The organism is Mucilaginibacter celer, from assembly GCF_003576455.2.
Classification (GTDB): Bacteria; Bacteroidota; Bacteroidia; order Sphingobacteriales; family Sphingobacteriaceae; genus Mucilaginibacter; species Mucilaginibacter celer.
Genome location: NZ_CP032869.1, coordinates 4,995,193 through 5,008,082, shown reverse-complemented (window position 1 = coordinate 5,008,082; position 12,890 = coordinate 4,995,193). Strand labels below are relative to the sequence as shown.

The 12,890-nt window shown below is 43.8% G+C and carries 7 protein-coding genes, 2 tRNA genes and 3 rRNA genes; 7 read left to right on the top strand and 5 right to left on the bottom strand.

The window, feature by feature from the left end:
• Positions 1-84: 84 nt before the first annotated feature.
• A complete protein-coding gene (locus HYN43_RS20505; protein ID WP_119411101.1) occupies positions 85-1,110 on the bottom strand; it encodes a hypothetical protein in 1,026 nt (341 codons plus the stop codon).
• Between the two features lie 319 nt (positions 1,111-1,429).
• Here HYN43_RS20505 and HYN43_RS20500 point away from each other — a divergent pair, with 319 nt between their 5' ends.
• Positions 1,430-2,326, top strand: a complete 897-nt coding sequence (locus HYN43_RS20500; RefSeq protein WP_119411100.1) for a glycosyltransferase — start codon at positions 1,430-1,432, stop codon at positions 2,324-2,326.
• A 76-nt stretch (positions 2,327-2,402) separates the two neighbouring features.
• Here the strand turns inward: HYN43_RS20500 and HYN43_RS20495 are convergent, their stop codons facing one another.
• Positions 2,403-3,788, bottom strand: coding sequence for a methyltransferase RsmF C-terminal domain-like protein (locus HYN43_RS20495; protein WP_119411099.1), 1,386 nt, complete (start codon positions 3,786-3,788; stop codon positions 2,403-2,405).
• Between the two features lie 739 nt (positions 3,789-4,527).
• On the opposite strand from HYN43_RS20495, the gene HYN43_RS20490 reads away from it, so the two are divergent.
• From HYN43_RS20490 to HYN43_RS20465, 6 genes are all read left to right on the top strand, one after another.
• Positions 4,528-6,048: ribosomal RNA gene (locus HYN43_RS20490) — 16S ribosomal RNA — on the top strand.
• Between the two features lie 241 nt (positions 6,049-6,289).
• Positions 6,290-6,364: transfer RNA gene (locus HYN43_RS20485), tRNA-Ile, on the top strand.
• A 90-nt stretch (positions 6,365-6,454) separates the two neighbouring features.
• Positions 6,455-6,528 (top strand) — tRNA-Ala (locus tag HYN43_RS20480).
• A 255-nt stretch (positions 6,529-6,783) separates the two neighbouring features.
• A 23S ribosomal RNA gene (locus HYN43_RS20475) occupies positions 6,784-9,664 on the top strand.
• 247 nt (positions 9,665-9,911) lie between these two features.
• Positions 9,912-10,023, top strand: a 5S ribosomal RNA gene (gene rrf / locus HYN43_RS20470).
• The 16S, 23S and 5S rRNA genes sit together here with 2 tRNA genes alongside, the layout of an rRNA operon.
• 341 nt (positions 10,024-10,364) lie before the next feature.
• The gene (locus HYN43_RS20465) at positions 10,365-10,853 is read left to right on the top strand and encodes a hypothetical protein (RefSeq protein WP_119411098.1); all 489 of its coding nucleotides are present in this window, start codon (positions 10,365-10,367) and stop codon (positions 10,851-10,853) included.
• Here HYN43_RS20465 and HYN43_RS20460 read toward each other — a convergent pair.
• The 3 genes from HYN43_RS20460 to HYN43_RS20450 all read right to left on the bottom strand — a co-directional run bounded on the left by HYN43_RS20460 (position 10,850) and on the right by HYN43_RS20450 (position 12,667).
• Positions 10,850-11,155, bottom strand: coding sequence for a response regulator (locus HYN43_RS20460; RefSeq protein WP_119411097.1), 306 nt, complete (start codon positions 11,153-11,155; stop codon positions 10,850-10,852). The genes HYN43_RS20465 and HYN43_RS20460 overlap by 4 nt on opposite strands.
• Positions 11,156-11,159: 4 nt before the next feature.
• Complete coding sequence (locus HYN43_RS20455) at positions 11,160-11,876, bottom strand: pirin family protein (RefSeq protein ID WP_119411096.1); 717 nt, start codon at positions 11,874-11,876, stop codon at positions 11,160-11,162.
• Positions 11,877-12,082: 206 nt separating this feature from the next.
• Complete coding sequence (locus tag HYN43_RS20450; protein WP_119411095.1) at positions 12,083-12,667, bottom strand: Crp/Fnr family transcriptional regulator; 585 nt, start codon at positions 12,665-12,667, stop codon at positions 12,083-12,085.
• Positions 12,668-12,890: the final 223 nt, after the last annotated feature.

The window sequence follows — 12,890 nt, the reverse complement described above, 5'->3', positions numbered from 1 at the left end:
CGAATTTGCTTAGTATTCCATGAATTCCTTAATTCCCCCAAATTCGGGTTCAGACAATTTTTATGTTAGGGAAAGTAAAATGCCCTATATTTTTATAAACACCTTTTTTATATCGGCCACAAACTCCTCCTCTTCCCGGTATAATGCCGCACGATAGGGGCCGAAATCATCTTTAACTATATCATAGTTTTCAAGGCAGTTATTAATCTGGCTGATGATCTCCGGTATTTCCTCGTCCTTTTTTTCAAAACGGTATTCTTCGGGTATCGGCATATCCTGTTTAAATGCAGCCGAACCATTACGGCCGATAATCATGCAGCAACGCATAATACAGGCTTCGCGGGGCATGCGTTCCTTTCCCGGGTGATAGCCAAAATCAACATATAGCTTAGCCTTGTTCATTTTATAAGCAACCTCGACGGGCGTCATATCTTTAATGGCAATCCATTTTAAGTTGGGCGTACGGGCTATAATGCTATCCAAAAACTCGTCGTTTTTTTTGGGATTGTATAAAATGATGTTTTCCTTTTTTACATCTTCATCAACCATATTAAAAAAGGCGCTGTTCATGTAATCAGAGATACGGCCGATGGGCTGAATACCATTTGCCAGTAAATGCACCTGCGAATAGTACGAGTGGCAGATATGCATCACCTCCTTTTTGCTTTTAAACCACCTGAACGAAGCGATAGGGAAATTGCCGAAAAAGTTTTGGAGCTTAAAAAAGCGCTTATTTCGGTATTTATCGGTGATGTGTTTTTGCGTGATGTAATAGTTAACAACGCTAAGCCACCACACCGCCTTACGGATATGATTAAAATGAAGACTAAACAAAGGCGACAGGTGCGTTTCGGGCAGGATCATGATATGTCTCGAACTGTTTTCGAGCTTGCTTACATGGGGCACCGCATATTTTTCGTAGTTTTTATGTACCACATCAACACTATCGGGCGTGCAGTAGTAGTACATAAAAGCGTTAAAACCCTGCTTTATTAAATGAGCGCCTAACTGGTGCAGCGCCTCGGGGCCACCGGTGGCAAATCCCGCCGGACAAAAAATATAGATCCTGGTGTTATCATAACACCCGATGCCGTTTAACTGCTGCTTCAAACCAATTTGTTTGTTAGGTATTAAATTAATCAGGGTTTAAATATAAACGTTCTGATTATAAAATGAAGGTAAATCAAATTTTCAAATTCCCGCTCTTCTCTCCGGTTTAGTAATACAAAGTTAATACAATATTGGCAATTGCCTGGTCTTAAGCGGGTTGTTGTTAATTTGAAAAAAAATAAACTAAATGTTGTTTTTACGTGTAGCGAAACAAAAAAAATGTGCGTAATAGCAATAACAGGAATAAAGTTTGTACGAAACCGATATGTGCAGACGTTAGTTCTGAGTATTTACCTGTTTCACGAAAAACACATTTTGAATGATATCTATTATTATCTCGTCGGCCAATAGTGCGCTTTTAAAGCAAGTAAGTAAAAATGTAGAGGCTACCATAGGCGTACCTTTCGAGATTGTTAGCATTGATAACAGCCGGGGCAAAAAGGGAATTTGCGAAGTATATAATATAGGTATGTACAAAGCGCAATACGAAATTTTGTGCTTTATGCATGAAGATATCCGCATTGAAACGCAAAACTGGGGACAAAGCATTATTAATAATTTTAAAGACAATCCCGGTTTAGGCTTGCTTGGGGTAATAGGCAGCGCTTATAAAACCATGACTCCATCGGGTTGGGGAGGCCTGGGCGTAAATACCTATTACAGTAACCTTATTCAGCATCATAAATTTAGCGGCGAGCCGCCCATACATCATTACCGTAATCCGGATAATGTAAGGCTTGCCCCGGTGGCCTGTGTAGATGGCGTATGGATGTGTACTACTAAATCCGTTGCGAAGGAAATTATGTTTGATGAGATCAACTTTACAGGTTTCCATGTATATGATCTGGATTTTTCATTATCTGTTGGCCAGAAATACAAAGTAGCGGTTACTTATGATGTGCTGATAGCCCATTTTTCGGAAGGCCGCTTTGATGAACGCTGGATGATGGATTGTTTAAAGCTACATGAAAAATGGAACCTGATGCTACCTGTTGATTGCCAACAGCTAACCCGCGAACAAAGACTTTATAACGAAAAGGCAACTTTTAAACACTTTTTGCAGGTGCTTGAAAAATTAAGATTGCCGATAAGCCTGGCTTCAAAAATGCTTAGCGTTAATAACAGCTTTTTAAAACTCGATTTGAAGCTGTATTTTAAACTTCAGTTTTATATTCTGAAAAAACGCTTGTCGGCTTATAAGGCGCAGGTTTCTTAAATCTATTATATTATATATAAATAACAAAGGCTGTTTCGCGCTGTGCCGAAACAGCCTTCGTTATTTTGCGCCGGGCCTACCATTCGCGCGGTGGATTTGCCGAAAGAATCCTGATTTCTTTAGGATAGTAATTATTAATACGGTTAGGCAGTAATTTGGCCCAGCCCAGGGGATGCTCTTCGTAGGTCATCAGTGTCCATCCTTTATCATCAGTGCTTAAATCTATGTTATCCCGGCGGAGGTATTGGATGGCTTGTTCCTTATTAAGGGCCGTTTGCAAAACTGCGTTCTTATTAATAATAAGGCTTAAGGCCAACTCATGATCGGGTATCAGGTCTTTTCCCGCAAGCTTGCCAATAATCACTCCCGATTTTTTAATATAAAGATGCCGTTGTAATATATTGAGGCTTTCTTTATGATTGCGGTTAATGGCCATCCAGTCGTCGTTCACTTTAAAGTAGTAAAACTCGTCGGGATTGTTGATGTATGAACGTACCTGGTCAAGTTCTTTGCCCGGTAGTTTTTGTTGGGTGTTGTTTTTAAAAGAAGCCAGGTTACCACTATTTTCTTTTTTGCGCAGGCACGAAGCGAATAATCCTTCTCCTTTAACTTTGCCCGGGTAGAAGCGATAACCCCATGCCTTTTTAACCGGCGATTGGGTTTCAACAATCCCCCAGTCGTTACTAATTGGGATGCGCACACTTTCCAGGTCAAATTCACTGCATAGCCAATCCAGGATATCTTCATTTTCCTGGTGCGAGTACGAGCAGGTGCTATATATAAGGTAGCCGTCCTCCTTTAAGGCCGGATAAATATCGGCCAGGATGCGCTCCTGCCGTTGGTGGCAAAGATTCACATTCCCTTCCGACCATTCGTTCATCGCCTCCGGATCTTTCCTGAACATGCCTGATCCCGAACAGGGCGCATCAACAAGGATAATATCAAAAAAGCTTTTTAACCGGGTAAAATCTTTGGGATCGTTATTGGTAACGATGGTATTTGCAGTTCCCCACCTGTTCAGGTTATCAGTTAATATAGGTACACGGGTTTTGATAATCTCGTTGGCTACCAACAGGTCGGTTGGATTTAAGGCAGAATTAAGCAATGTACTTTTACCGCCGGGAGCCGCGCAAAGGTCGAGTACCTTTATTGCTTCGTCATTATTGGGGTTGATAGTTTTAAATATATGATCGATAAACATCGATGAAGCCTCCTGCACATAATAACATCCGGCATGAAAAAGCGGGTCGAATGTGAACGATGGGCGGGCATCGAGGTAGTATCCGTCAGGGCACCACGGCACATGTTGTATGTTTTTTATGGCCGAAGGCTTAAAAGGATTAACTCTTATAGAGGTTGGAGCGTCTTCAAACTGATGCGCATTTATAAAATTTTCTTGGTCGAAACCGTTTTCTGCGCTTAACGAAGCGATGAAATTGGGCGGGAAGTTATGCTCGTTCATATACAATTCAAATATACATATTCTGTCAATGCACCGTCCCGCTTGGTAGAAAGCAAAAGAACTTGTTTGCAGATTGCTTAGTTTACAGTGAGTTACAAGTCGGATCTAATTATTTCAAAATTTATTTTGGTTGATAGTGATTTTTCTGTGTACATTTGTGGCCCCTCTAACGGAAGGGGGATTGTTTTTTGAAATTAAGGTTGAATAAAAAAGGTTAAAAAAAGATAAAAAATCTTTTGCGAAACCGATAAAATATTCACACCTTTGCAGCCCGCAAACGAGGAAAGAAATTGAAAATGAGCGGTTCAAAACTTTGAAAATAAAAAGAAAAAAAAGTTTTGGAAAAACAAAAAAGGTTTTTACCTTTGCAACCCCGAACGGAAGGGAGCTTAAAAGGGCGAAAGAAGTTGAGGCTAAGCGAGTTTAGCCGATAAGAAAAGAAGAAGTTTAATAAAAGCTTCAAACAAGAAAAGTGAAAGGGAGCGATTCCCGCACTGATAAAATGACAAGTTAAGCTAAGCGAAAGTAAAGCAAAAACATAATAGCTGATTCGGATGATGAAGCGAGCAAGTTCTTTTAAGAAATGGAAATCATGTAGCGTAACGGGAGATTGACCGAGACTAAGGTTAAGGAAGATTGAAGAGTTACAATAAAACAAGCGGAATCTGTATAAAGATACAATAATGATAACAGATTCTATTAATTAATAATAGGGTCGGGAAATCAAACAAAACATTTTACAATGGAGAGTTTGATCCTGGCTCAGGATGAACGCTAGCGGCAGGCCTAATACATGCAAGTCGGACGGGATAGGAGAGCTTGCTTTCCTTGAGAGTGGCGCACGGGTGCGTAACACGTATGTAACCTACCTTAGTCAGGGGGATAGCCTCTCGAAAGAGAGATTAAGACCGCATAACATTATGATATGGCATCGTATTATAATCAAATATTTATAGGACTAAGATGGGCATGCGCAACATTAGCTAGTTGGTGTGGTAACGGCATACCAAGGCTACGATGTTTAGGGGATCTGAGAGGATGACCCCCCACACTGGTACTGAGACACGGACCAGACTCCTACGGGAGGCAGCAGTAAGGAATATTGGTCAATGGACGGAAGTCTGAACCAGCCATGCCGCGTGCAGGAAGACGGCCCTACGGGTTGTAAACTGCTTTTGCAGGGGAATAAACCTTCTTTCGTGAAAGAAGCTGAATGTACTCTGAGAATAAGGATCGGCTAACTCCGTGCCAGCAGCCGCGGTAATACGGAGGATCCAAGCGTTATCCGGATTTATTGGGTTTAAAGGGTGCGTAGGCGGCTTTTTAAGTCAGGGGTGAAAGACGGTAGCTTAACTATCGCAGTGCCCTTGATACTGAAGAGCTTGAATGTAGTTGAGGTAGGCGGAATGTGACAAGTAGCGGTGAAATGCATAGATATGTCACAGAACACCAATTGCGAAGGCAGCTTACTAAGCTATGATTGACGCTGAGGCACGAAAGCGTGGGGATCAAACAGGATTAGATACCCTGGTAGTCCACGCCCTAAACGATGAACACTCGATGTTGGCGATATACAGTCAGCGTCTAAGCGAAAGCGTTAAGTGTTCCACCTGGGGAGTACGCCCGCAAGGGTGAAACTCAAAGGAATTGACGGGGGCCCGCACAAGCGGAGGAGCATGTGGTTTAATTCGATGATACGCGAGGAACCTTACCCGGGCTTGAAAGTTAGTGAATGTGTCAGAGACGGCACAGTCCTTCGGGACACGAAACTAGGTGCTGCATGGCTGTCGTCAGCTCGTGCCGTGAGGTGTTGGGTTAAGTCCCGCAACGAGCGCAACCCCTATGTTTAGTTGCCAGCATTTAAGGTGGGGACTCTAAACAGACTGCCTATGCAAATAGAGAGGAAGGAGGGGACGACGTCAAGTCATCATGGCCCTTACGTCCGGGGCTACACACGTGCTACAATGGATGATACAGAGGGCAGCTACCTGGCAACAGGATGCCAATCTCCAAAAGTCATTCACAGTTCGGATCGGGGTCTGCAACTCGACCCCGTGAAGTTGGATTCGCTAGTAATCGCGTATCAGCAATGACGCGGTGAATACGTTCCCGGGCCTTGTACACACCGCCCGTCAAGCCATGGAAGCTGGAAGTGCCTGAAGTGCGTAACCGCAAGGAGCGTCCTAGGGTAAAGTCGGTAACTGGGGCTAAGTCGTAACAAGGTAGCCGTACCGGAAGGTGTGGCTGGAATACCTCCTTTCTGGAGCAGTTTCCGCAAGAGTAACGAAGAACTGTTACCTACATGATAATTTCTTAAATACAGAAACAAAAAGACAAAAGGAAACCCAGAAGATGAAGCCATCGATGTGGGCCGGCCGCTGAGGCCAGGACACAGTAGGCAGTCTTCAGTGGGCAGTAAGCAGTTAGCAGTTGGCAACAAGAGCTGGCTGGAAGCAGAATAAGAGCTGCACACTGCAAACTGAACACTGCAAACTAAGAATAGTCCTGTAGCTCAGCTTGGTTAGAGCACTACACTGATAATGTAGGGGTCAGCAGTTCAAATCTGCTCGGGACTACTATGCGGCGGAGCCGCAGGCGAAAAGAGGTTAGAGAATAGAGATTAGGCAACTAATCACAGATTAACCAATCTCTGATCACTCATCGACGGGGGATTAGCTCAGCTGGCTAGAGCACCTGCCTTGCACGCAGGGGGTCAACGGTTCGAATCCGTTATTCTCCACGATGCAGATTAGCAAATGTGAAGATATGCAGATATGCAAATGAGAAATCATCTGCACATCTGAAATCAAAACATCTGCACATCCGCAAAACGTTCTTTGACATATTGGAAGAAGTAATTGAAAACAAGAGAAAACAACAGATAGAGACATTGAGTCGAAAGTCTGAAGTTAAAAGTCGAAAGACTTAAGACTAAGCACTTGGAACTTAATACTCAAATAAAGACATACCATACGGCGCAAAAGGCGTATGAGTAGAAGAAAGTAAGAAAGGGTACACGGGGGATGCCTTGGCTCTCAGAGGCGATGAAGGACGTGATAAGCTGCGATAAGCACCGGGGATTTGCAAATAAGATTTAATCCGGTGATTTCCGAATGGGGCAACCTAATTAGTTGAAGACTAATTGCAATAGCGCTAACCTGCCGAACTGAAACATCTAAGTAAGCAGAGGAAGAGAAAACAATAGTGATTTCCAGAGTAGTGGCGAGCGAAATGGAAGAAGCCCAAACCTGTTATGTTACGGCATAGCAGGGGTTGTAGGACCACAACATGACAATTAAAGAGAACCGGAACGGGGTGGGAAACCCGGCCATAGAGCATGAGAGCTGCGTACGGGTAATCGATAATTAGATAGTGGTATCCTGAGTACCGCGAGGTCGGAGACGCCTTGTGGGAATTTGCCGGCACCATCCGGTAAGGCTAAATACTCCTGAGAGACCGATAGTGAACCAGTACCGTGAGGGAAAGGTGAAAAGAACCCCGAACAGGGGAGTGAAATAGAACCTGAAACCGTGTACTTACAAGCGGTCGGAGCCCGTTAACTAACGGGTGACGGCGTGCCTTTTGCATAATGAGCCTACGAGTTACTCTTCCCTGGCAAGGTTAAGCGTTTAAGACGCGGATCCGAAGCGAAAGCGAGTCTGAATAGGGCGTATAGTCAGGGGAGGTAGACGCGAAACCTTGTGATCTACCCATGGGCAGGTTGAAGGTGCCGTAACAGGTACTGGAGGACCGAACCGATAAACGTTGAAAAGTTTCCGGATGACTTGTGGGTAGGGGTGAAAGGCTAATCAAACTGGGAAATAGCTCGTACTCCCCGAAATGTTTTTAGGAACAGCCTGGCGGTTGAGTTATAAAGAGGTAGAGCTACTAATTGGGTGCGGGGGAGTCAAATCCTACCAAATCCAGATAAACTCCGAATGCTTTATAATATACGCTGGAGTGAGGCTATGGGTGCTAAGGTCCATGGCCGAGAGGGAAAGAACCCAGACCATCAGCTAAGGTCCCTAAATTATTGCTAAGTTGAACTAACGAGGTCCGATTGCACAGACAGCTAGGATGTTGGCTTGGAAGCAGCCATTCATTTAAAGAGTGCGTAACAGCTCACTAGTCGAGCGATCGGGCATGGATAATAAACGGGCATCAAGCAGTATACCGAAGCTATGGATTGCATGAAAATGCACTGGTAGGGGAGCATTCTATTATCCGGCGAAGCAGGAGGGACAACCGACTGTGGAGGGAATAGAAAAGCAAATGTAGGCATAAGTAACGATAAGGCGGGAGAGAAACCCGCCCACCGAAAGACTAAGGTTTCCTGATCAACGCTAATCGGATCAGGGTTAGTCGGGGCCTAAGGTGAAGCCGACAGGCGTAGCCGATGGACAACTGGTTAATATTCCAGTACTTTTTATTACTGCGATGCGGTGACGGAGTAGTGACACTGACGCGAACTGACGGAATAGTTCGTTAAAGGCTGTAGGTATAGAGATTGTAGTTAAGTACGCAGACTCTGCTGAAAGCTGATAGTATACCAAACCTTCGGGCGAGGTAATAGTTCAGGTAATCAGACTTCCAAGAAAACCCGCTAAGCTTCAGGTAATAAAAACCCGTACCGTAAACCGACACAGGTAGTCGAGGAGAGAATCCTAAGGTGCTCGAGTGAATCATGGCTAAGGAACTCGGCAAAATGGCCCTGTAACTTCGGGAGAAGGGGCGCTGCAGAAATGCAGCCGCAGTGAAAAGGCCCAGGCGACTGTTTAACAAAAACACATGGCTTTGCAAAATTGAAAGATGACGTATAAGGCCTGACACCTGCCCGGTGCTGGAAGGTTAAGAGGGGATGTTAGTCGCAAGGCGAAGCATTGAATCGAAGCCCCAGTAAACGGCGGCCGTAACTATAACGGTCCTAAGGTAGCGAAATTCCTTGTCGGGTAAGTTCCGACCTGCACGAATGGTGTAACGATCTGGGCGCTGTCTCAGCCATGAGCTCGGTGAAATTGTGGTATCGGTGAAGACGCCGGTTACCCGCAACGGGACGGAAAGACCCCATGCACCTTCACTATAGCTTAACATTGATATCGGATACAGGATGTGTAGGATAGGTGGGAGACTGTGATGCTGCTTCGCCAGGAGTAGTTTAGTCAACGTTGAAATACCACCCTTTCTGTATTTGGTGTCTAACTCTGCAAAGCGGAGAACATTGTTTGGCGGGTAGTTTGACTGGGGTGGTCGCCTCCAAAAAGGTAACGGAGGCTTTCAAAGGTAAGCTCAGTACGCTTGGTAACCGTACGCGGAGTGCAATAGCAAAAGCTTGCTTGACAGTGAGACAGACAAGTCGAGCTGGGTCGAAAGACGGATATAGTGATCCGGTGGTTCTGCATGGAAGGGCCATCGCTCAAAGGATAAAAGGTACGCTGGGGATAACAGGCTGATCTCCCCCAAGAGCTCATATCGACGGGGAGGTTTGGCACCTCGATGTCGGCTCGTCACATCCTGGGGCTGGAGAAGGTCCCAAGGGTTGAGCTGTTCGCTCATTAAAGTGGCACGCGAGCTGGGTTCAGAACGTCGCGAGACAGTTCGGTCCCTATCTGTTGTGGGCGTAGGAAGTTTGAGTGGGGCTGACCTTAGTACGAGAGGACCGGGTTGGACTAACCTCTGGTGAATCTGTTATGCCGCCAGGTGTACTGCAGAGTAGCTACGTTGGGAATAGATAAGCGCTGAAAGCATCTAAGTGCGAAACTAGCCACAAGATGAGACTTCCATAGAGGGTCGTAGTAGACTACTACGTTGATAGGTTACAGGTCTAAAGGTGGTGACATCAAAGCCGAGTAATACTAATTGCCCGAAGCTTTCTTCGGATCAGAGATTAGAGGATAGCGATTAAGAGATTAGTCGCTACCTCTAATCCGCGACAAAACAGATAAACAACAATGCTGTTGTTTTCTCTTATTCAAATACTTCTTTCAATAATATGTCATTGTTAAGCTAAAAGCGGAAGGCGTAAAGCCGAAAGCTGAAAAGCGAAACAATAAAATAATAGAATAATAAAAGAATTGGCAAAAGGGCTTTTAGCTTTCAGCCTTGAGCATTAAGCTCAAAAGAAATTCAGGTGCCTATATCGGCGGTGTCTACCTCTTCCCATTCCGAACAGAGAAGTCAAGCCCGCCAGAGCCGATGGTACTGCGGTAAAACGTGGGAGAGTAGGTCGGTGCCACCCTTTATCAGCTTCAATGCTGCAACAAATGCAAAGCCTTAGTGAACAACTAAGGCTTTTTGCGTTGATAAGCTTTCATAAGTTAAGTAAGCTTGTCCTGGCGCAGAGGGTTTGGCTCGCAAAGATTCTAAGGCGCTAAGTGTTTTTTGTGGATAGTTGGCGATTATAAGCACGCAAAGAAGCCAAGGACGCTAAGAAACTAATCTCTGTTCTCCAATCACTAATCTCTAAAATCAAGAACGCAAAGAAGCCAAGGACGCAAAGAAACTAATCTCTGTTCTCCAATCACTAATCTCTATATTGTATTATAATTTATTATTTTTGTCGGCCTTTACGTTATCACAGTGAACGATGTTATTTATACTATAGACCGTAACCAAATTCACCATTTGGTAAAGCGTTTGGTACGAAATACTGTAAAGAAATTAAGCATTATCGCAATTTTTGTGCTTGGTACCCAGTCTTTATCTTATCACAAGCATGTTGATTTGATACCCCTTATTTTATCTTACGTAATCACAACCATCATTCTATTTGGCATCATGTTATTTTCTGTGAGAAATAGATTTCAGAAAATGTACTATACGCTTAGGATCGTTTTAAGCCAGGAGGGGGTTGAAATAAAAGGGGAAGGTATACCTTATAAAAGCATAAGATGGGAAAATCTACTTGTTAAAGTGCAAAAAAATAATGTTATAGATTTATGGGATGACCAGATTGCAAATTGGTCGAGGAAATGGAGTGGGAAAGGCTGGATACGGATCCAACCTGAAATAGAAAACCGGGAAGATTTAATTAACGAATTAATGAAGCGTGGTAGGGCGGTTATTTAGTTTTTACTTAGTGCTTCATAAATTTCAGCGCTCAATAAGCCGCTGCCGCCGCCAAAATGCTGAACTATTTTAATTTCTGGCTTCAGTCCGCAAAAATGGTTATTCAACTTGTTTTCCGAATATTCATCCACACCTCCACCCAGTAATACCACTTTAAAATCCTGTTCACCAAAAGCCGCGATGGCTTCCTCATCGCTGAGGCAGCCTGTCGCGTTCCAGTCCGGATTATTGTTTACCAATCGTACTACAGTGGCCAGTATTTCAGGATGGCGGCCAACTACCAGTATCTGTATCTTTTCCATCGGTTTAAAATTTCATGGGTACGTCTATCAGCAAAAATTCGGCATCGGTACCAGCTTCAATGTTAAATTTATCAGTATCCCAAATGCCTAAAGCATCGCGGCTGTTTAAGGTTTCGCCATTGATAACTACTTCGCCATTTAATACAAAAGCGTAAACACCGTTACCTTCTTTTTTAATAGTGTATTTGGTACTTACACCCTTGTCAAATTTGCCCAAATGAAACCAGGCATCCTGGTGAATCCATACGCCCGCGTCATCGGGGTTAGGTGATAATACCTGTTGTAATTTATTATGTCTGTCTTCCAGGTTTAAAGAGATCTGATCGTAGCGCGGCTCAACGTTACGTTTATTAGGATAAATCCAGATCTGTAGAAATTTTACTTCGCTTGCACGATCAAAGTTATATTCGCTGTGAAAAATTCCGGTACCGGCGCTCATGGCCTGGATATCGCCGTTTTTTATTACGGCCACGTTGTTCATACTATCTTTGTGCTCCAAATCGCCTTCCAGCGGAATAGAGATAATTTCCATATTATCGTGCGGGTGCTTGCCGAAACCCATTCCCGGATCAACAGTATCATCATTCAATACCCTCAATGCGCCAAAATGCATCCTGTCGGGATTGTAATAACCTGCAAAACTGAACGATTGGTAGCTGTGCAACCAGCCGTGGTCTGCATGTCCGCGGGTGTTTGCTTTATGTAAAACGGTCTGTGCCATGATGTTTTTCCTTTAATTGTTTTGTTAATACAAATTTAAGGCGGCATGCTTGCGCGGCACTTGATGTAGGTTAAGAAATTGGTGAGTAGTTGATTGAGTTGATTAGGTGAATGGTTGGAAAAAAGGGAGAATGGTTGATTAGGTTATTGGTTAAACTCAAATTGCCATGCAAAACAACAACTCACCTAATCAACTCAATCAACCACTCACTTCTTCCTCACCATTTCCCCCTTCATCCTGCTAAAAAATTCGGGGGTAACACCGATGTATGATGCTATTTGTTTTTGTGGGAGGTGATCTATCAGGGTTGGATAGCGCTTGCAAAAATTGTTATAGCGTTCTTCGGCGGTGAGGCTCAGGCTATCTATTAATCGTTGTTGGCTTGCCACTAATGAGTTTTCGGCGAGGATCCTGAAAAAGTGCTCAAACTTAGGTATTTGCAGGTATAGTTTTTCCTGGTTAGCTTTGGATAGCAGCAGCATATCGGTATCTTCCAAGGCCTCGATATTTTGTATTCCGGGTTTTTGCGAGATCAGGCTGTACATATCGGCAATCCACCAATCGGCAGGCGCGAAACTTAATACATGTTCAATGCCGCTTTTATCAACGGTATATCCTCGTAAACAGCCCGAGGTTACAAAGGCCGAGTATTTGCACACCTCGCCATAGGTAAGTAAATACTGCTTACGCTTTATTTTTTTAGGCTGAAGGTAGGCGGTGAAAATATCCTGCTCTTCGTGCGTAAGGTGGATATGTTTTTCGAGGTTATTGAGTATCAGGTTAAGCGGCATACGCAAAAGTGTGGTTTATTTGGCTTATTCGCGAGGCCTTTGGCAATTTATCTATCCTGTTTTTTACAGGTAGGATAATCAATTTAATAAATTTTAAATTAGCTTTATCAACCGTCATTTACACATGCCAAAATATGCGAATGTTATGCTTATTAAGGAGTATAGATAGCCGGAAATTATCGATATGATTGTGAATGGCTTTTTAACTGAAGCCGGAAGCATA